The organism is Streptosporangium sp. NPDC005286, from assembly GCF_040607515.1.
In the GTDB taxonomy this organism is placed as follows: Bacteria; Actinomycetota; Actinomycetes; order Streptosporangiales; family Streptosporangiaceae; genus Streptosporangium.
In genome coordinates this window covers 129263-149205 of sequence record NZ_JBEXGU010000003.1, presented here as the reverse complement: position 1 = coordinate 149205, position 19943 = coordinate 129263, and the positions used below count along the sequence as shown (strand labels likewise).

The following is a 19943-nucleotide window of genomic DNA, read 5'->3' as shown; positions in this document are numbered from 1 at the left end:
TGCTCTACGACGAAGCCACCGCCTGGCCCACCCCTAAGGAAAAGATTGAATCAGCCGCCGCTTGACACCTCACCCACGTGAGGTGTCTACATCCCGACCTGGGAGGGCTTTGTATATCTAGCTACCGTCATCGACTGCCACGGCAAGGCGGTCCTGGGCTGGTCGATGGCCGACCACTACCGCACCGAAGTGATCAAGGACGCGTTCCGGATGGCGGCCGGCACCGGCCTGCTCCAGCCGGAGAGTCTGTCAATCAAACGATGTAACTGATCGTTTTGGTTGTCTACTTCTGGCCGGCTGACAGGCGTCCGTCGAAGGTGATCGCGAATGCGCCATCGCCGGGCAGGCGTGGGGCCGGACGGTCACCCTGCTGGAGTACAAGACCTCCGAGCGGGGCGGCCAGGTGGTGAAGGTCCCCGCGCGGGGGACCTCGCAGACCTGTCACCGGTGCGGCCAGCACGCCCCGGCGGCCCGGGGCGGGACACGGTACGCCTGTAGGACGAGGATCACCTGCCCTGCGGATTTCCCGCTCGTCATGGACACGGTGATCGTCCTGGGTGAGACGTTCACGCCGTGGCCCGCCTACGTCGAGGCCAAACCCGATGGGGCAGGCAGGGTGATGCCTTGGGCGTGAGCGGCGGCGAGGTTGGCGGCCAGCCACCCGGCGGTGTTGCCGCAGTCGTGATACTGGCCCGCCACGGGGTGGACCAGGACGTCATGGTCGCGGGCGTAGTCCTCGATGGCGTCGGTGCTTTGGTATTCGCCGTTCGCCGCGCATTTGAGGGTGTCGAGGTAGTCGGTGAAGTCGCCCGGCAGCAGGGCGCGGCTGATGTTGATGTGCGCGACGGGATCACGGTGGTGTTCAGGTTTTTCCACGATGGCCTCAAGCAGGCGGTTTCCGTGCTCGTCGTGCCGGGTGACCAGGATTCCGTAGCGGCCGGCGTCGGTGCCGGGAACGGTCGCCGCCGCGATCGCGGCAGGTGTGCCGGCATGCCGACGCTCGGCGACGAGGTCGGCCAGGTCGGATCCTCCGCCGGGGCGCAGCAGCAGGTCGTCACCGGCCAGGAAGAGGAAGTCGTCGCCGTCGATGAACGTGCTCGCGACCATCGCGGGTACCGCGGTGCCGTAGCGGTCGTCGCGGGGTTGCTCCAGGAAGGTGAACTCGGCGCCGCGGTGAAGGTCGGCGAGGATTTCGTATTTGGCCTGCCAGCCGCGTTCGGTGAAGTGCGCTTCGAGGTCGGGGTCGTGGCTGAAGTAGTGGCGTACCTGACGGCCGGTCTCCCCTGGGGCGGTGACCAGAGCGATCTGCCGGACACCGGCGGCGAGGCAGTCGGCGACGGCCAGCTCGACCACGGGACGATTCAAGATCGGCAGCATGCACTTGTTGACGCTTTTGCCGATGGGGAAGAAGCGGCTGCCGTAACCGGCCACCGCGATCACGGCCTTGTCGACCACCTGGGCACCCTTCATCCGCGCGAGCCGGGCGTGCCCGAGGAACGTGCGTCGGAGCGAATGCCTGGCGGGACCTGTACAGGCGTGACAGTTTACGCATCCCGCCCTCGTGAGGGCGGCGTGCCGGGCGCGGTGTGTCAAAGCGCGGGGAGGATGGGACGAAACCTCAGGGGATGCGCTCTGGCGGCTTGGCCCCGCCGGTTTCGCCCTGAGGTCAGTCGAGGGCCAGGGGCAGGAGCCGCGCGGGGGGGCGAGATGGCGTCGTGGGTGGCGGCGTGCAGGGAGCCTGCCGCCTGGATCCGGTCATAGACGGAGGCAGCGCTCGTCGTTGTGGTCGAGCACGATCTCACTCCGGCGCACCACACCGATCCGATGCGCGGGCGCACCCCCACGCGGTCACCGCTTGACGCGACTCTGGCGCGACTGGCTGCCGCGGCATGGAGTCACGCATCGTTGACACTTCTCACCAAAATGCAGTCCCACCCCCAGTGCTCGGAAACCGGCGACACGGCGATTGGCGAATAATCCGCTCCGCCCTTGTCCTGCCTTGCTCGAAATGCGAGCGGCCGCCGAGCCGAAGCACTGGCCCGCGTCCTGGGTAGCCGGCCTGGCCTGTACCGCGTCGAAACCCATCGCACAAGGTTTGAGCCGCAGTCCTTCGAGGCCGCCGAGATGCGCCTGGCCCAGCTGCTCCGTGAGGCGATCGCCCCGCCCCCCAAGAAGCGCCGCCCGACCAAACCGAGCAGGGGCGCGATCGAACGACGGATCACCGCCAAGAAACAACGCTCCGACCTCAAACGCCTGCGCAGGGATCACCACTGACCGAGTAGGCACGCTGAAGCGGTCCGGTTCGATGCAGGCAGGACTTACCACGACTTCCATCGAGTTCGGCGCGGTCACACCGTAGCTGCCGTTACAAGCAGCGCCCCGCTCACTTCTCCAAGCCGGCGCGTTGTCTCATCTCCGCGACCGACTCGTATGGCTGATCGCCGCGAGCATCGGGCCGGGCCTCCAGGTGCACAGCCACTCGAGCACCGGCATCGGCAGGGTTTCCGGAGCTTCAAGCAAAGTGCGGCGAAGGTCCGCGACAACGGGTAGTTCACTCGGCCGGGCGTCCATCGCCCGCTGGCACCGCTCGCCGTCCCGCCACGCCTCATGGCTACTGTCCTCGATCATCGCGCAGACCGTGGCCACGATCGCAGGCCACGCCGGCATGCCCTTATGGTGAGTGCCGGAGAACAGCGCCTTGACGATTAGGTACGCGAGCAGGGCCTGGCGGCCGAAGTTCTCCTCCAACCCCATGAGCGCATTGGTGCGCCCCTTGACGTGCTTGCTGAAGGCACCGAGATACCCGTGGCCCATCTCTTGAAGCGTACGGCCGCCTCCCGCCCAAGGGCGGTGGCGGTCCAGCACATGGTCTTCGAACTCCAGGAGTGCGAACCGGTCACCGGATCTCAGTGCCGCCACGGCCTGGCGGTGCAGAGCGGTGCTCTCGGCGAACATCTCCGGGTCATCCGGCCCCTTCCCGCGCATCCCTCCACCGGCATGCATGTCCTCCAGCGGAGAATTCCGCCACACATCGAGCACCAGACCCACAGCCGCCGCCGAGATGATCGATTCCCGGTCAGGGCCTATACCCTCGCGCTCCCACTTCGGCCACCTCTCCGAAAGATGCGCGACCATCGCGGCCAAATCATCCGATCCGGTCGCCCGGCTACTGGATTCCTGCTCTTGTCCAGTCATACTTTCCTCTCACCACGAAGGGCTGCACCTAGAATCGCCCACTATGAGAGATACCAATATCATCTGTCCATCGGGAAACATGCGCCGATTTCCGCGAAAACCCTTTTACCAATAAAAGCTAGACATAAGGGCATGGCTACGGTTTCAGGGAGTGTTCGGGCCACCAGACGCGCAGGTGCTCGGCCAGCGCGGTGATGCGCCGCAACGGCCCCAGGTCCAGCGGTGGCAGCGGACGGAGACTGGTAAGCGCATCGGCGGCCTCGCGGATGGCCGTCCGCAGCGGGGAGTCCTCGATGACCTGGTCGTGTAGAACTTCGTCGTCACGTTCGGCGACGACGCGATGGTGGTTGCGATCCAGCTGCCATCCGTCAGCCGTGGTGACCGGGTCGAGGTGAACACTGATGTGGATGCGTCCGACGTGGACGGTGAGGTACCGGTGCCGGTCGTCAGCGAGACGGACTCCACGCCGCCACCCGCCCGTCACACCATCGGGGGTACGGCCCAGAACGACTGCGGAGCCGGTAATGCTGGAATGCAGCTCCACAGGAACCAAGGCGTCGCCGACGCGGAGCGTGGTGTGCTCGGTAAGGGTCGACACGAATAGCCTGGGATCGTAGATAGCGCGCAGCGTCGCCTGCCGTGGATCCGTGGCCAGATAGGCGGCTAAGTCGTCAGCGGGCAAAAGGCGGCGAAGCACGGCGAGCATATGTAGCCACTCGTAACCGAGCACTCCGTAAGAGCGGTCAACGAACCGACCGTCGGCAATGTCAGCGCTTCGGTCCTTGGTAAAGGTGATCCCGATGTGGCGCAGCGAGGCGCCGGGCTCGTACGCCTTGATGAGGTCAGCGACGACACCGAGCGCGCGAGCATGCCGGTACTGGTCGATGACCATGACACGAGCGGTCGGGTGCTCGTCGAGCAGGCGGATGAGCGCGTCGATCTCATGGCCCTGACAGGCGGGTTTCTCCAGCAGGACCCGCGCGCCCGGATCGTGAGTAAGGATCGAGCGCAGCACCGGCAGGTGGTCTGCGGTGGGGCAGCACACCGACCACAGATCGACGTCGGCTGCGACCGGCCGCGGGAGTTCGTCGACGCCGTGACAGAAGGTGCGGCACCCCTTCGGCAGGTCCTGGTGTTTGGGGTCCAGAATCATCAGTTGGGCGCCGGCGTCGGTGAGGAACTGGGCGTGCAGGCGTCCGGCGGCGCCGTAGCCGATCACACACGCCGTCATTCCCGCCAGTGGCTCGGATCCGATCGGGGCAAGCTGGGCGGGTGCGTCGATGGTCAGGTAGGTGTCGTAGTAGGCGTCATACAGCCCCGAGGAGGTGATGATGTCGTCAACGAGGTCAGTGTGCACTCCGGCCGGGATGGTGCCGACGCGGGCGCAGAGGGCTTTCGCGGCGAGGAGTGTCCCGGCCCGGTAGGCATCGTAGCCCTGGTTGGGGATGGCATCGGCTTCGAACAGGTTGAGAGAGCGGCCGTCGCCGAGGACCGTCACCTGGACGCCGTCCCGCAACCGGTAGCGTCGGCCAATCCCAGGAATCTCCGTCGCCGACTCGGCGAAGGCGGGGTCAATCGCTAGGACTGCGAAGTCCTTTGTGGCGTAAGGGGCGAGGACCACACCATCGGGCAGGGTGCCCACCGCTTCCGCTGTTAGCGCGTCTTCGCCGGTTGTGCCAATCAGCAGGAAAGGCCGCACCGCGTGCAATGCGTCCACGGCGGTGCGGTAGGTGGGGTGACCGGCCTCGGCGGCGGCGATGAGGGCGAGCGGGTCGGGATCGACGATGTGAACCTGGCAGCCTTGGGCCCGCAGTGCAGCCGCCAACCGGGAGCCGAGGGTGCCATAGCCGAGGACGAGGACCGTACGACCGATGACTTTCATCGCGGGCAGCAGTGCTCGCAGCCGCCGCAGGCACGAGTCAGCGATCTCCGGGTAGCCGAGGTTCGTCTTCAGCGCTGAGCGGGCCAGATTGAGAACCGGGATGCCGAGCGGCCCGGCCGCGGTGATGCGCTTGAGTCCGGAAACGGTCAACTCCAGCGCCGCGTCCACTCGGTGGGGTGAGTCGGCGCGGCCGTACCCGTGAGCGAGCAGGCCGCCATCGTCGATGACGAGCACCTTCCGACTGGCAGCGTGGGCGGCATCGATGAACGCGTCCACGTCGGCGAAAGCTTGGGCGAGGTCGTCGGCATGGCTGTTGGGCGCGTTGATCGCGGTGTTGTCAAGCAGGCCGCTGCGGCATCCCTGGGCCAGGAGCGTGGCGTGGACGCGGTCGCGGTTGTAGGTGCGGTCGCCTTTGGCCAGCGCGTAGATCCATTCGGGAGGCACGCCGGCTTGTTGGACCGCCATGAGGAAGGCGAGGGTGTTCTCCACGAAATGATCGCGGAAGATCACGGCCCAGCCGCCGAGGTGCGGGGCAGGGGTGGCGTAGCGGGCGAGCAGCGGCATGCTCGCGATGATCTGTTCCAGCTCGGCCGGGTCGTAACAACGTAGCCGGGCCCGCAGCCACACCCGTAGATCTGCGGCGGCCTCCTGCCCGCCTGGGTGCACGTCGAGAAGGATCTCGACCGACTCCTGGGCGGGCAGGACGTGGCTGAGCGTGTTGGGCCGGTCCGGGATGTAGGGGTGCCAGCGCATGGCGACGTGGGGGGTGTCGTCAGTGCCGGCCAGGAGCATGCTGTCCGGACCTGTCTGATGAACGCGCAGGCCATGGCGTTCGGCGAGCCCGGCCACGCCGAGGAGTAAGGCTTCGGGCGGGATCGGCCCACGGAGGATGTCCCAGGTCGCTCGGGTAGCGGGCGTGGGCACGGTGTCCATGGTCACGGGGATCTCCCTTGGTGTCGTGGAAATTCAGATTCGCGTCGCCAATGTGGGTGGCGAGTATCGATCAGGTGCCGACCAGTTCGGCCAGGAGCGCGTCTATCGCGGCTAGCTCGGACAGCAGAGTGTTCGCCGCCTGGTGGCGCAGCAGCCAGAAGTCATCCAGATCGTCCTGGAACAGGCCGGGCTTGAGGTAGTGCTGTTTGACCCCGTACAGGCTTTTCAGCAACTGCAGCAGTGCGACCCGGCCGCAGGCGCGCACGTCCACGCCCGGCACGCCCAGGTGTGCCTGCCGGTAGGCACTTACGAAGGTCGCGGCGGCGTCCAGCCAGTTGTCTTCCCCAGTGACGATGTTGGGATAGAAGGCCATGCGGCCCAGGTCGTAGGCGAGTAGGAACGGGTCGGGCGGCCGGAAGTCCAGCACCGCCGACAGCGTCTCCCCGGTGAACAGGAGGTTTACCGGGGAGTAGTCACCGTGCAGGACCTGCACGGTCAGCTCCCCGGGAAGGTCGGCGAGGAGTTCCGGAATGCGAGCGAGCATGTCGCGGCGTTCCAGAAGGGTGCGTTGTGCCTCGGCGTCGAACCTGTCCCCGATCCCGGCACGAACTCGGTCGGCGATGATGTCGAGAAGCTGGTCGATTGTCGCCGCGAGGTCGTCGATATCCATGCCGCGCCAATGTTCCACGGCGGGCGCGGCCGGGACGGGATAGTCGGCGAACAGGGTATGGATACGGCCCAGGGCGGTGCCGGCGGCGGCGAGCTGGGCGGACGACAGGCGCGTGACGACCTGGCCAGATGCCCATTCCCACACCGACACCGACAGCGGCCTGCTGCTGTCGATGACGTCGCCTGCCTGGTTGAGCAACACCTGCGCGCCGGGGATACCCGCTTCCAATGCCCGGGCCGACAGCGCGATGGCTTCTCGCTCGGCGAACAGATCGGTGCCGCCGGGGTAGTTCTTAACGAACACCTCTTGGTCGTCGTCGCACACGACACGAAAATTGATGGTGCCCTGTCCGATGGGCAGCTGCGTGATGGTGCGCACTGCCAGCCCGTAGGCACCGGCTAGGGCGGCGGCGACGTGGTCGCCCCGCTCGGACTCCGGGTTACCGTTCATGGAATTGAGCACGATGAGGTCTCCTTATGGGGTGACGGGACAAGCGGCCGCGAAATACGGTGACGTGGATCGGGGAGATTAGTCACGGTGTGCGAGTCCGGCCCGCTGAAGGGGTCGTTCGGGCCGATGAGTTGCTCGAAAATCCGCTGATAGGTCGCGGTAACGAGCCGCCACCCGGCGGTGCCGTCACCTGGTGACCGCCGAGCACGGGGCCCGGCTTGGCGACTTGCGTTCTCGGCGGCGGCCAGGACTCGGCCAGGACCTTCACCCGGTGGGTAGAGCCACGCTGGGGAGTTCGCCGTCATCTCGGCGATGGCGGGCAGGTCCGGGGCGATGACAGGGGTGCAGAACGCCAGTGCGGTGCTCACCGAGCTGGGGTACAGGACGCGGGTGAAGACCTCCCATGATCCATCGACCCGGTAGGGGCACAGCGCGGCATCGGCAGCTTGATACAGGCGATGCACATGCTCAGGCGGTATCCGCTCCGGATGAACGTGGACGCGGCCTCCGCTCGTGACCGCTACGGCTGCGAGGTCAGCGGCCAGGGCGTCGTCGCGACACGGCCCGGCGATGAGCAGGTGCGCCCTCCGAGTATGCGCGGTGAACGCCTTCACGACGGCGGGCAGCCCCTTATAGGCGACCAGGTTTCCCACGACCAGCACCGAGAATGGGGCGTCGCGTAGCCGGCGGACCAGGGCACGTACCGGCTCCGATGCCGGGGGGACACTCTTAGGGACGCTCAGCCCGGCCCACCCGGCCACGACGATCGGCGCCTTGGTGAGCCGGGCCAGGTGCAGCGCGTCAGAGCAGGTGTGGGTGAGCACCGCGTCCGCGACGCCAAGGACACCGAGCGCGGCGCACCAGTCGGCCTCCCGGGGCGCCCCACCGTCGATGGGCAGCAGGTTGTGGACCGTCCACACGATGCGCCACCCGCCGTCACGCAGTGCCTGCAATTGCTCAAGCAGAACCTTGGCCGCAGTGAGGGTCCGCTGCCCGTCTGGATCCCGGTACAGGCGCTTGAGCCGGTGCAGGTTGATCACTCCGGGCTGAGCAGGGTGTTCGGGCAGGGCGTCGAGGGTGGAGACGAACCCGAGTGGGAGGCCAGGCGGGGCGTTCCGGTGTAACTCGGCGAAGTACGGGCTCGGCCAGGCCGGGTAGTCGGTGACTGCCACCCACCCTCCAATCGGTGAGCTGCTCACTGTGGCTCCAGGGCTGCGGTCAGCCGCGCCCACCAGGCGATGGCAGCCCGGTAGCGGGTCAGGCATTCGGCTGGGCTCCGGTCTGGGCCGGTCCACTCCACGGCGACCTCCAAACACTGCCCGGACCGAATGCGGTCGGCGGCCATGGCCGCGATGACGGCGTGCCCTGGCGCGTCCAGTCCGGTTCCCGGATCGGACAGATGTAGTACCTCTGCGTGATCGAGGACCGGCCCCAGCCATGCGGGGAACCGGGTGTCAGCGGGGAGCGCGGCGGCGAGCTGCGCGGTGTCGGCCAGCAGCCTCACCGAAGGGCAGGATTCCACCAGATCGATCAGTGGCCGGAACGCGTCCGGGGCCAACCATCCGGGATGGTGCGGCTCCACCAGCAGCCGTATCGGGCTGTAGGCCAGGACTGACAGGTCCGCTCCTCCTGCCAGTACGGGTGCGGTCAGTGGGGTGCGGGCCGGTAGCCGCACCCAGCCCGCACCGAGCATGACCGCTGATTCGGCGAGCTCGACCAGGTCGCGAGCTGCCCGGGTGCGGGCGGAAACGTCACCGGTGAGCAGATCAGCCAGGTCGACATCGGCGGTGACCCCGGTGATCGGCACCGTTGCCTCGGCGGCCTTCCGCCACCGCCGTATCATCGCCGTCGGCTGGGCGGCCAGGTCAATGCCGCGGGTGCCGCCGCGCAGGTGCAGGAACGGGATCTTGGTGCGGACGGCCCAGGTCAGCAGATTGGGGACGTTCAGGCCGCGAACCGAGATGCTGTACAGCCCGATCGGCGTGGCGTTCATGATTGCTCCCACGAGAAGATCACAACGGGTTCGGCGGAGCGCTCGGTGCCGTCGAGAGTGGCGTACACGGCGGGTGCGGCCTCACCGGACACGATCCGGCACCAGCCATCGACCAGGTGCGGGTCCAGATGCCACATCAGCCAGGTCGCCGCCGTGGTGTACGCGTCCCGGTAACAGGCAAGGCCCCCGGTGAGCTCGTGCATGCCGACGACCGTCCACCCGGCCCGGTGCAGGCCGAGCGTCGGCAACTGCGACATCGGGTCAGGGGTGCCGAGCAGGCCCAGGATGCCGCCCTTCGCAAGCAGGCCCGCAGCGCGGTGCGGTATCCCGGCAGCATCCACGACCATGCCTGCGCTGTGCTGCTCGACGGCGGCGACGCACTCCACCCTGGGCACGCGGCCGATCGGGGCGTCTGGCCGGGAGGTCAGCACCCGAATCCGAGTGGCACCCCGACGACACAACTCCAGGGCGCAGCCGAGCGCGACCGGCCCGGAGCCGACCAGCACGACGTCGTCCAGGTCGGTCCGGTCGGGTAGCCGGTCCAGACCGAGCACCGCCAGTTGCTGGAACCTCGCCAGCGCGGCAACCTGTGGGCGAGTGCCGGGCGGCGCCGTGAGCACACCGTCGGCGGAGGTGTCGAACGCGGCGCCATGCGGCACGGCCGCCAGCACCCACCCGCTCGACAGGTCACCGCCGAACGTCATGTATCCGGCGTCGCGGGAGCCGACGGGCCCGCAGGTGGCACGGAGGTGACGGCGTTCGGTGCCTGGACTGAGCACGCTGAACCGAGCCGGGATCATCCCATCCGGAACGGCGGTGGCAGGCAGCAGATGAGCTCGACCGTCGGTGAGACGGATCCGAGGACTCGCGCACCGGCACCGTGCGGGGTGGGTGAGATCAGTGGGCATGGAGACTCTCCAGGTAAGCGGGCAACTCGCTCAGGTGAGCGATCACACCAATGCGTGGGTCCAGCCCGGATGGGCGCCCATCCGGGCTGATCAGGGCCGCGCGCATCCCATGGGCGAGCGGGCCGATGGCGTCCTTGGCCGGGGTGTCGCCGACGAACAGAATCTCCTGCGGCGGGCAACCGGCAGCCTCAATCACGGCGGCGTAGAACCACGGGTGCGGCTTGCGGACACCGAGTGTGCTCGACAGCACCAGCACCTCGAAGCAGTCTTCGATGCGGGCTCGTCGCAGAGTGGCGCGGCGCACGCTCTCAGGACGCTGGGTGTCGCAGGCCAGCAAGCACACCAGGCCCGCCTCGTACAGGTTTCGTAGCGTGTGAGCGGCCATCGGATCGATGTCGGCGTCCGGGAGGGTGGTAAACACCGACTGCGCGAGAGCCACCGGGTCGTCCAGCCGTACCCCGCTCTCCAACGCGGCCAGACGCAGCAGCTCGGCGAACGACGTCTGCTCGTGGTGCGGCTGGTCAGCGATGCGCGCCCGGCGTACCACTTCCTCAAAGGCAGTGGCGAACCCGTCGGGGATCACTGGACCGCTCAGCTCGCGCAGGATCCAGGCCACGGTCGCGGCGTCCGGGCTGGGTCCTGGACAGGCGACGGTACCGCCGAAGTCCACTGCCAGCGCGGTCACTTTCACCGGCTTCGTCTTCCTCATGCTGACCACCGATCCTCGAACAGCTGCTCGATGCGAGAGGCGATGTCGTGCGGGGTGCCGCGCACGGCGTAGAAGCCGACCGAGCTGGTCAAGGCGTGCGCGTACCGGATCCGCTGCCGCTGGGCGTACTCGTCCTCCAGCATCCGCAGCGGCTCCTCTCCAGCGTCGAGGAGCCGGTCGAGCAGGTGCCCGCTGGTACGCAGCCACGCCGTGGCCGCCGTATGCCGGTCCACTCTTTCCAGCACGCCACCTACCGCGAAAGGGTCTGCGTTCATGGATACGAGCACCGCAGCCCTGACCGGTACTCGCCCCGGTCCAGCGGTCACCGTGTCGCTTCGACGCAGGTCGACGATGTCTGGACCAATCTCGGGCAGGTCCAGATCAGGAAACCAGCGACGCACCGCGCCTCGTCGTCCGAGGATGGCGCTGGTGCCGCCCCGCACGGCGGGCCTGCTGTCGGCGGTGACGTCGACCAGGGTCACGTCACCAGCCAGCCACCGCCAGCCGCGAGCCGCGAGCGCCAGTCCTGCCAAGGTCTTGCCCGCGCCGTGGCCGCCGAGCAACAGCACCGCTCCCTGACCGGACCTGGCCGCCGCAACCGCATGCACGCACACGGTTGCGGCGGCCAAGTGGACCACATGCAGGTGTGCGTTGATCACCCGGCGGGCGTCTGGCGGGGTGTCCGGGACCGCCACCCCCTGGACCACTGGGCGATCGCCGGGGTGCAGCAGCTCGATGGAGGCACCGGGTACGTGTGGCGCGATATGCGGCCACGCCGCGATGACGTTGTCACTGGCGGCAACGGCCAGAGAGCGACCGGCACTGGACACGATCACCACACGGCGAGCGGTAGTTTCCGTCCTCACTGGACCGTCACCTCCAGCAGCGTGGCCAGCGACTCCCACACCGGGGCATGCGGCAGATCCCGCAGGTGAGGCACCATCAGCCGAACGACGGATGCCTCGGTCGGCACTGCCCTCCATTCCTGCGCAGGTCCGCCAGCCCTGCCCGGGGTCGGACCGTCGGTCAGCCCGAACAGGTCGCTGGAGTACAGCCGTTGCCCTGGAACATCTGCCGCCCACGCCAGCGCCGCCTCCGCCTCGGCCTGCTCCAGCCGGATGGCGCGCATTGGCCGGCCCTTTCCCTCGACGGGCTCGGGAACCACGTGCACCACCGCGCCCAGCCGAGCCGGTGGCGCCCAGTCAACGACAGCCCGGTGCTCGCCGGGAGTGAACAGCACTCGCCGTCGCCACGTCCCGGCCACCATCCGCCGCTGCTCCACCCCACCGGCGGGTGCGGCCAGCTCCGTGGGGATGCCGACCTGGGTCGGCCATCCGGCTACGATCCCATCCGGCCCGACCATCACCAGGTCGTCAGCCATGAACTGAGCGCCCAGCTCATCGCAGGCGCGGTATGCCAGCGTGGACTTGCCGCCACGGCTACCCGCCACGAACAGCACCACCACCCCGTTCAGGGTCACCGCGGAGGCGTGCAGCATTCGCCATCCGCCGTCGAGCATCCGCGAGGAGAAGAACAGCCGGGCCAGCCAGTCGGGCCAGCGCCGGGCCGTACCCTCGTCAGGGACGACGACGCGGGTGGTACGCCGGGCCCGGTCGACCTCCAGCAGTGCCGCAGCGCTACCTGGCCGGTAACGGCCCAGCAGGCGCAGCAGACCGTCCCCCGTGCCGACCACAGCCAGGCGGGGACCGCCATGCGGGGAGGCCAGCACGGGCCTGTCGGCGAACAGCGCGTCAACGTCGCCCTGCAGTTGGTCGTGCTCATCGCGTTCGACACGGATCGTCCAGTCCACCCCTGGGCTGGCAACATCCACCGCGCACGGCGGCACCATCACCGTGGCCACGCTCGCCACCAGGTTGGGGTCGCCGACAACATGCAGCCGCCACGGGGCCAACAGCAGATCCACCGCCCGCTCTGGGGCTGCGGCCACGGCTCCTGGCAGCCGGGGCGCCCCTGGGAAACCTCCAGCGGGATGCTTACCGGTCTCGGGCGTGAAGGCAACTGCACTGACCTGGGGATCTACCACGGAGAGCTCCTTCCCTGACGGGCGCGAAGCGACGAAGGATGGCCACCACCGGCCACCTCGCGTTACACTTCGCGCTCAGTCGATTACGTTCCGGTCTCAGTGAAGGACGTAACCGTTCGCCCGGGTAGGGCTTTGGATATTGGATGGTTTTGGAACCTCGATGCGTGTTGAGAAGTAGCGCGAGGGGATGGACATGCCGAGACAACGCCGTCATCCGGTGAGCAACATCGCACTGCAGGAGGCAATTGCGGCCGTCGGAAAGCCATACGCGAAGGTCGCTGAAACAATCAATGCCGTCGGGGCGGAAAACGGCCGGGCTATGTACTACGACGCGGCCGCGATCGCACACTGGCTTTCGGGGACAGTCCCGATGGCGGGGACGATTCCCATCATCGTCGAGACATTCACGCGGCTGCTCGGCCACGACCTCACCGCGCCTGACCTCGGATGGCCGCACATCGAAGCGGTATCCGAAGAACCTTGGGGCGGCGACCCTGTGACCTGGGTGGCTCGTCTAGGGAAGGACGACATGCTCAACCGGCGATCATTGCTCACCACCGGCCTTTATTCGCTCGCTGCGCTGAACTTGCCGACCGAACCGCACATCATCACCGTCCGCTCCGGCGAACCGCGCCGAGCAGGCGCCTCCGACGTGGAGCGGATCCGCACGATGTGCGGCCAGTTCTCCACCGCCGACGACCTGTTCGGCGGTGGGCACGCGCGTGCCGCAGTGCTGGCCTACCTCATCCACGAGGTCGCACCGCTGCTGCACGGCACCACCGGCCGAGCACGCCCCGAACTGTTCACGGCCGCATCCCAAATGACTTATCTGGCCGCTTTCATGGCCTCCGATGCCGGAGACGCCGCCGGGCTGGCCCAGCGTTACTACATTCAGGCCATACGACTCGCCGAGGAAGCCGGCGATCCGACCGCGAAGGCGGCCGCCCTGCGAGGACTCGCAACCCAAGCCGTCGAACTCGGTCACCCCACCCGGGCCGTCGACCTCGCCGAGGCCGCAGCCTCAACATTAAGCGGCGGATGCCCGGCCCGTGCCCGTGCGTGGATGGCGGGTATGTGCGCCGACGCACATGCCGCCAACGGCAACACCAGAGCCGCGCTCAACGCGTTACGCCAGGCCGAAGTGAATCTGGATCGCGCCGACTCCGTTCCCGAAGCCCAATGGACAGGCGCCTACCGTCGCGCCTCCCTGGAGCACCAGACCGGGACTGCCCTCGCCCAGCTCGCGGACCTCCCCGCTGCCGAACGACACCTCAGCAACTCCGTTCGTGCCCGCCACGGTGGAGAACGCCGCTCCCGTGTGCTCATCGCCTCCCGGCTCGCCGGCCTGCAGGTCCGACGCCGCTGCCCCGACACGGCCGCCGCCACCATTTTGGAACTGCGGGAAGATCTTCCGCTGCTCACATCTGGAAGAGTCAAGAACGAACTCAACCGGCTGCGGTCTGCCTGGGTTCCCGCCAGAACCAACCCCGCCGTCGGCAGAGCCGACCGGCTCATCGCCTCCCTGGCCAATCGCTGATCTCGCCACGGCGTGCCGGGCTGATCTACATCTTCGCCAGGACAGCACCACCATCTGCGTCCGCCACCGGATCACCACCGCCCCGGTACCCCGGCAGATGATCAGCAGCAGCCGCAGCCCCTGGTCATCCTGTGTGGCATGGACCCGTGTTCATTCAGCATGCGCTCTTCATGACGGCACGATGTTGTCCGGCGCAGCGGCCAGGCCATATGCCACAACGAGGCAAATATTGCCCAATGCGGCAGCCCTGCTGGAGCCTCTCCCGCAAGGCGATTGGCTTCCCGCGCCCTAAGGAAATCACGCCTCCCCGTGGCCCGGATGCGGATCACGTCACCGGGTCGGTGACACAATGGGCCCCATGTCTGACGTGCCGAGTGTTCGCGCCGTCCTCCTCGACGACGACCGGCTGGTGGTCTTCCGGCGTACGGTCCCCGGTAAGGAGCTCTACTGGTCCGTCCCCGGCGGCCATGTCGAGCCCGAGGACGCCTCGCTGGAGCACACCCTGCACCGCGAGGTCATGGAGGAGCTGGGCGCCGTGGTCTCCGGCGTCACCCCGCTCACCACCCTGGAATGCGTGCGCGACGAGGGGATCAAGACCCAGCACGTCTACGGCTGCCGCCTGGTCTCGATGGATCTCGCCCTGCGCTGCGGCCCGGAGTTCGAGGACCCCGCGCGTGGCCACTACGAGGTGGTGCGGCTCCCGCTCGACCCGGCCGAGATCTCCGCCATCAACCTCGTCCCCCCGGAGCTCGGCACCTACCTCGCGGGCACCGTCACCCTGCTGCCAGGCCTGATCTCCTGACCTTCCTGCCCGCCGAGGTCACCGCGGAGGAACGCCTTACCGGCTCGCGCCGGACGAGCGGGTGGCACCGCAGCAGGCCGGCCTGCGGACATAGAGGCCGATCCACGAATACCCAAAATCATCGGTGGATCTCAGCACGAAATCACGGTTGCCCATGAGGGCGAGATAGCGCTCATCCTCCTCCACGAAGGCGCTGTTCTGGCGCTTCCTGCCGCCGGTGACCACCCAGACCCGCTCGACGCCGTCCAGGGCGGCCGTGAACTGCGCGGCGGTTCTCGGCGCGGTCTGGCCGGGAGCGTAGGTGAGATCGCGCAGGTTCCGGTACGCGTCCCCGTACACGGCGGCGAACAGGCGCCAGTTCTCCTTCACATACAGCACGGCGTCGCCGGGGCGCTGCTCGGCCAGCAGCGTGGCCGCCATGCTCCGCAGATCGTCGGGGCGGGTGTCCGGCTCACGGATCGTCAGGTGCGCCGGGACGGTCAGCGCCGCGACGAGGGCCAGTCCGGCCCAGGCAGACGCCCGGGGCCGCAGGGCGTCCAGGCCCGCCCCCGCGAGCAGCGCCATGGCGGGAACGGCGAAGAGCAGGTATCTCGGACTGTAGACCGGATGGATCTGCGAGATCGCCATGGACAGCAACGGCAGCAGCGCCCAGGGCAGCGCGACCCCGGTCAGCCGCCCGCCGGAGATCGCCCCGAAGATCACGAGGGCGGCCAGGGGCAGCACCGGCCACGCGCTGCCCGTGATCTCCTTCCCGAACCTGGCGACGTCGACGAACTCCGGCGATTGCAACCACGACAGCTGGGCCTCGCGCTGACCGGCCGCGAGAAGCGCGAGCGGGGCGATCCCGGCCCCGGCCACCGTCAGCGCCCCGGCGAACCGCGCGATCCCTGGGCGGGGCGCGGTCGCCGACGAGGAATCACGACGAGGCGACACCACCGGCGCGATGCCTCGGCGGGACGCCTCGGTGGACGAGACGTCATCGCGGCGGTGCCACACTGCCACCGTCACCGCGTGCGCGACGACCAGGAGCAGGGCGTAGACGTGCAGCCAGCCGAGCAGCACCAGGCAGGCCGCGTAGCCCAGGTACCACCGGCGGCTCGATCGTCGCGTCGCCTCGATGAGCACCCAGGTCGCCAGCACGGCCACCGCCGTCACGATGGCGTAGCTCCGGGTCTCCTGGGCGTACCGGCTCACCATCGGCAGCGCGGCGTAGCACAGTCCGGCCAGCAGGCCCGCCCGCGGAGTGGCGAGCCTGCCGCCCAGAACCGCGATGCCGTACGCGGCGGCGGCCGTGGCGAGGACCGAGGGCAGGCGCATGGCCGGCTCCCCGGTCGAGATCGCGGCGACCGGCCGGAGCATGAGGTAGTAGAGCGCGTGCACCCGGTCGATACTGTCGAGCAGGTTCCACAGGTCGCCGATGGGCATCGCGGCGGCCAGCACGCTGACCGACTCGTCCCGCCAGAACGAGGGGGTGGCGATGCCCCAGAGGCCGATCACCATCGCCACCACCGCCGGGATCACCTCCGGCAGGCGGGTTCGGCCACGTGGCCGAACCATGACTTTTTCCACAACACCCATCACATCGTGCTATTTCACACCATGATCAGAATGATGCGATGACTGGACGGGATCGGACCGTGGTGGAGGACTTCCCGCGAAGATTCACGAGGACCCGGCGGTTCACCCAGGTGGCATCCGGAACGGCGAAGGCCACCGAGGGCTAGGTCCGGCGGTCCTCCATCTCCCACAGGTGGTCGAGGACGTGCCAGGCGATGCGGCGGGCGGCGTAGCGGACGGGCCAGCCGCCGGGGACCGGTGGCCGGCCGTCGGAGGGCCGGGACAGCACCTCGGCGAGATCCGCGCGCATCGCCGCCAGGTCCGCGGGCTCGCGTGGAGGCTTGTGGCGGACGCCGACCTTGCGGGCGTACGCGCGCTCGGCCTCGACGACGTGGGCGACCATCTTGTCGCGGTCCCTGCCACCACCGCGCGGCCCCTTGCGCAGTTCCTTCGGCGAGGCGGCGGCCGCCTCGCCGAAGAGCTTCCAGGCCGCCTCGACCAACGCGACGGCCCGAGCGGCCTCCGCCTCACCGACCGGTTCGGCGTCGAGCGAGGGAATCGCCTCGATGGCCCCGAAGTCCGTGGTGGTGCCGCCCTTGGCCCGCTCCACCACCACCGGGTCCGCCGGCTCGAAGAGCAGCCCCGCCCGCTCCGCGACGACCCGGTAGCGCGGCGCGTACGTCACCAGCGCCTCCAGCGCCTCCTCCTCGGATCTGCCGATCCGGCACCAGCCCGGCCACTCCACCGAGCAGGCGAAGACCTTCTTGGCACCGATCTCCAGGTAAACACGTGTCATGCACGGCAGCATGGCACCCATACCTGACAGATCACGGCAGGAATGTGTCCTGCTGGACTCGACACCTCCGGTACTCCCCGCCCGGCGGGCAGGCCCTAGTCGATCAGCTCGATCAGGTCGGCGACCGAGTCGACCACCAGGGAGGGGCGGAACGGGTAGCGGTCGATCTGGTCCCTGCTGACGACCCCGGTCAGCACCAGGATCGTGTGCAGCCCCGCCTCCATGCCGGAGACGATGTCGGTGTCCATCCGGTCACCGATCATCGCGGTGCTCTCGCTGTGGCCGTCGATGGCCCGCAGCGCGCTGCGCATCATCATCGGGTTGGGCTTGCCCACGAAGTAGGGCTCCACCCCGGTCGCCTTGGTGATCATCGCGGCGACCGCACCGCAGGCGGGCAGCGACCCCTCGTTGGAAGGCCCGACCGCGTCGGGGTTGGTGGCGATGAACCGGGCGCCGCCCTCGATCAGCCGGATCGCCCGGGTGATCTGGGTGAAGCTGTAGGTGCGGGTCTCGCCCAGGACCACGTAGTCGGGGGCGATGTCGGTGAGCACGTAGCCGATCTCGTGCAGGGCCGTGGTCAGGCCGGCCTCCCCGACCACGTACGCCGAGCCTCCGGGGCGCTGGCCGTCCAGGAACCTGGCGGTGGCCAGCGCGGAGGTCCAGATCGACTCCGGCGGGATGTCCAGGCCTGCCGCGCGCAGTCGTACGGCGAGGTCACGCGGGGTGTATATGGAGTTGTTGGTCAGGACCAGGAACCGCTTGCCGGACTCGCGCAGCCGGCGGATGAACTCGTCTGCGCCGGGCACCGGGTGTCCTTCATGGACGAGGACCCCGTCCATGTCCGACAGCCAGCATTCGATCGGCTTGCGCTCGTCCACCGTTCTCCCCTGTTCCGGCCGTATATATACGAGAACCAGGATGGCAGGGTAAGGCCGACAATGCGCCATCAGGCCCGTACATCGGAGCATCGCGCAGTTGAACGGCCGCCCAAACGGGCCTCCGGCCACCGCACGGTGCCGGACCGCCCCTGCCCGTTCCCGCTCCGGCCCCTGTCCGCGGATCTTGCCGTGGCGGGGAACGGTGGGCGAAAGACCCAGGGGCCATGGCCTAACACACGGTCCGCCAGGTCTGTTCCTCGATCAGTTCTCTGCTCCGCCAGCCGTACATGGTGCGGACCAGGCGGTGGTGGTACCAGCCGCCGCCGCGGATGAGCCCTGCGGTGTCGGCGGCGATCATGTCCCTGGACGGCGCGAGCGTGTCGGTGAACGAGGCGGTGACCGCCGCCTCGTCCCCGTCGAACCTGATGGTCATCGCCCCGATCAGGTGCTGGCGTCCCGGCCAGGTCGGCAGCACCTCGGCGAGCCATCGCCGTGCCTCGTCCCTGCTGCCCCTGATGCCGCCCGCCGAGGTGTAGTCGATCACCGCGTCCGGGGTGAAGACCAGATCGAGCCGTTCCCAGTCTCCGGTGTCCACCGCGTAGGCGTATCTGGCGAGCAACTCGCCGATCTCCAGCCGGTCCGCCATCTCCTGTGCCCTCATGCCCCTATCGAACCAAACGCTTGATCAGGGCGCGAGTGCCTCCAGTGCCGCCTCCGCCCTGCGCATCGACTCCTCGGGGTCGGCGTCGGGCGATCCGATCTCCGGATCGAAGTTGAGGTCGTGGAAGACGTCGGTGACGCCCTTGGCCGCCAGCCTGTCGACGTCCTGCCTGATCTCCTCGAACGAGCCGGTCAGCGGCTCTCGTCCGGCCGTCCCCGAGGGGCGGATGCGGGTGACGCCCCGGGTGACGAAGCGCAGCGCCTCGGGATCGCGCCCGACGTCACGAGCCGCCTCCTTGGCGACGGAGATCTTCTTGTCGATCTCGTCGAGGTCCTCGCGGCTCGAACTGATCCAGCCGTCCGCCAGCCGCCCGACGCGCCTCAGCGCCACCTCCGCCGACCCGCCCAGCAGGATCGGCGGCACGGTGGGCGGTTTGGGATCCTGGTACGCGGCCGGCAGCTCGTAGAACTCGCCGCTGTGCTCCACGACCTCCTCCGTCCACAGGCGCCGCAGCAGCGGGACGAACTCCTCCCCGCGCCGCCCGCGCCGCTCGAACGACGCCCCCGAGGCGGCGAACTCCTCGGGCAGCCAGCCCAGCCCGAGTCCCACGTCCAGCCGCCCGCCGGAGACCGCCTGCAGGCTGGCCAGCTGCTTGGCCAGCAGCGCGGGCGAGACGAACGGTATGTTGAGCACCGCGACCCCGAGCCTGATCCGGCTCGTCAACCCCGCCAGGTAGGCGAGCGTGACCACCGGGTCGTGCACGCTGCGGTAGATCGGGCCCATGTCGTGCCCCTGCGGATAGAGCAGACGCTGGAAGGTCCACACCTCGTGGTAGCCGAGTTCCTCGGCCCGGCGTGCGACCCGCGTCATGTTGCCCGGCGTCGCCCATGATCCCGACACCGGCACCGCAAACCCGATCCTCATATCT

Annotated in this window: 19 protein-coding genes and 1 pseudogene; 5 read left to right on the top strand and 15 right to left on the bottom strand. The window is 68.5% G+C overall.

The window, feature by feature from the left end:
• Positions 1 to 87 precede the first annotated feature (87 nt).
• A pseudogene (locus ABZU75_RS02685) lies at positions 88 to 219 on the top strand (IS3 family transposase); the annotation flags it as partial.
• 115 nt (positions 220 to 334) lie between these two features.
• Positions 335 to 634, top strand: coding sequence for a zinc ribbon domain-containing protein (locus tag ABZU75_RS02680; protein ID WP_355548666.1), 300 nt, complete (start codon positions 335 to 337; stop codon positions 632 to 634).
• On the opposite strand, the gene ABZU75_RS02675 is transcribed toward ABZU75_RS02680, so the two are convergent.
• A complete protein-coding gene (locus tag ABZU75_RS02675; protein ID WP_355548642.1) occupies positions 583 to 1470 on the bottom strand; it encodes a sugar phosphate nucleotidyltransferase in 888 nt (295 codons plus the stop codon). The two genes, ABZU75_RS02680 and ABZU75_RS02675, sit on opposite strands and share 52 nt — an antisense overlap.
• A gap of 654 nt (positions 1471 to 2124) precedes the next feature.
• On the opposite strand from ABZU75_RS02675, the gene ABZU75_RS02670 reads away from it, so the two are divergent.
• Positions 2125 to 2274 carry a hypothetical protein gene (locus ABZU75_RS02670; RefSeq protein ID WP_355548639.1) on the top strand — a complete coding sequence of 50 codons (150 nt, stop codon included), beginning with the start codon at positions 2125 to 2127 and terminating at the stop codon, positions 2272 to 2274.
• Between the two features lie 135 nt (positions 2275 to 2409).
• Here ABZU75_RS02670 and ABZU75_RS02665 read toward each other — a convergent pair whose 3' ends face one another.
• From ABZU75_RS02665 to ABZU75_RS02625, 9 genes are all read right to left on the bottom strand, one after another.
• Complete coding sequence (locus ABZU75_RS02665; RefSeq protein ID WP_355548636.1) at positions 2410 to 3144, bottom strand: hypothetical protein; 735 nt, start codon at positions 3142 to 3144, stop codon at positions 2410 to 2412.
• A 187-nt stretch (positions 3145 to 3331) separates the two neighbouring features.
• Positions 3332 to 6010 carry a Gfo/Idh/MocA family oxidoreductase gene (locus ABZU75_RS02660; RefSeq protein ID WP_355548663.1) on the bottom strand — a complete coding sequence of 893 codons (2679 nt, stop codon included), beginning with the start codon at positions 6008 to 6010 and terminating at the stop codon, positions 3332 to 3334.
• Positions 6011 to 6080: 70 nt separating this feature from the next.
• Entirely contained in the window at positions 6081 to 7142 is a 1062-nt protein-coding gene (locus ABZU75_RS02655; RefSeq protein ID WP_355548633.1) for a phosphotransferase, read from the bottom strand.
• Positions 7127 to 8302: a glycosyltransferase gene (locus tag ABZU75_RS02650; RefSeq protein WP_355548630.1), complete on the bottom strand. Its 1176-nt coding sequence runs from the start codon at positions 8300 to 8302 to the stop codon at positions 7127 to 7129. Before ABZU75_RS02650 ends, ABZU75_RS02655 begins: the two co-directional genes overlap by 16 nt.
• 23 nt (positions 8303 to 8325) lie before the next feature.
• Complete coding sequence (locus tag ABZU75_RS02645; RefSeq protein ID WP_355548627.1) at positions 8326 to 9123, bottom strand: hypothetical protein; 798 nt, start codon at positions 9121 to 9123, stop codon at positions 8326 to 8328.
• Positions 9120 to 9923, bottom strand: coding sequence for a hypothetical protein (locus ABZU75_RS02640; protein ID WP_355548624.1), 804 nt, complete (start codon positions 9921 to 9923; stop codon positions 9120 to 9122). Before ABZU75_RS02640 ends, ABZU75_RS02645 begins: the two co-directional genes overlap by 4 nt.
• A gap of 97 nt (positions 9924 to 10020) precedes the next feature.
• Positions 10021 to 10740, bottom strand: a complete 720-nt coding sequence (locus tag ABZU75_RS02635) for an HAD family hydrolase (RefSeq protein ID WP_355548621.1) — start codon at positions 10738 to 10740, stop codon at positions 10021 to 10023.
• Complete coding sequence (locus ABZU75_RS02630) at positions 10737 to 11579, bottom strand: hypothetical protein (protein WP_355548618.1); 843 nt, start codon at positions 11577 to 11579, stop codon at positions 10737 to 10739. Before ABZU75_RS02630 ends, ABZU75_RS02635 begins: the two co-directional genes overlap by 4 nt.
• 23 nt (positions 11580 to 11602) lie before the next feature.
• A complete protein-coding gene (locus ABZU75_RS02625; protein ID WP_355548615.1) occupies positions 11603 to 12688 on the bottom strand; it encodes a hypothetical protein in 1086 nt (361 codons plus the stop codon).
• 313 nt (positions 12689 to 13001) lie between these two features.
• Here ABZU75_RS02625 and ABZU75_RS02620 point away from each other — a divergent pair, with 313 nt between their 5' ends.
• Both ABZU75_RS02620 and ABZU75_RS02615 read left to right on the top strand, forming a co-directional pair.
• Positions 13002 to 14321: a hypothetical protein gene (locus ABZU75_RS02620; RefSeq protein ID WP_355548612.1), complete on the top strand. Its 1320-nt coding sequence runs from the start codon at positions 13002 to 13004 to the stop codon at positions 14319 to 14321.
• A gap of 358 nt (positions 14322 to 14679) precedes the next feature.
• A complete protein-coding gene (locus ABZU75_RS02615) occupies positions 14680 to 15123 on the top strand; it encodes an NUDIX domain-containing protein (RefSeq protein ID WP_355548609.1) in 444 nt (147 codons plus the stop codon).
• 36 nt (positions 15124 to 15159) lie between these two features.
• Here the strand turns inward: ABZU75_RS02615 and ABZU75_RS02610 are convergent, their stop codons facing one another.
• The 5 genes from ABZU75_RS02610 to ABZU75_RS02590 all read right to left on the bottom strand — a co-directional run bounded on the left by ABZU75_RS02610 (position 15160) and on the right by ABZU75_RS02590 (position 19939).
• The gene (locus tag ABZU75_RS02610; protein WP_355548606.1) at positions 15160 to 16680 is read right to left on the bottom strand and encodes a glycosyltransferase family 39 protein; all 1521 of its coding nucleotides are present in this window, start codon (positions 16678 to 16680) and stop codon (positions 15160 to 15162) included.
• Positions 16681 to 16843: 163 nt separating this feature from the next.
• Positions 16844 to 17476, bottom strand: a complete 633-nt coding sequence (locus tag ABZU75_RS02605) for a hypothetical protein (RefSeq protein WP_355548603.1) — start codon at positions 17474 to 17476, stop codon at positions 16844 to 16846.
• Between the two features lie 95 nt (positions 17477 to 17571).
• Entirely contained in the window at positions 17572 to 18354 is a 783-nt protein-coding gene (locus ABZU75_RS02600; RefSeq protein WP_355548600.1) for an HAD-IIA family hydrolase, read from the bottom strand.
• Between the two features lie 229 nt (positions 18355 to 18583).
• Positions 18584 to 19015, bottom strand: coding sequence for a nuclear transport factor 2 family protein (locus tag ABZU75_RS02595; RefSeq protein ID WP_355548597.1), 432 nt, complete (start codon positions 19013 to 19015; stop codon positions 18584 to 18586).
• 24 nt (positions 19016 to 19039) lie between these two features.
• The gene (locus ABZU75_RS02590) at positions 19040 to 19939 is read right to left on the bottom strand and encodes a TIGR03619 family F420-dependent LLM class oxidoreductase (RefSeq protein ID WP_355548594.1); all 900 of its coding nucleotides are present in this window, start codon (positions 19937 to 19939) and stop codon (positions 19040 to 19042) included.
• Positions 19940 to 19943: the final 4 nt, after the last annotated feature.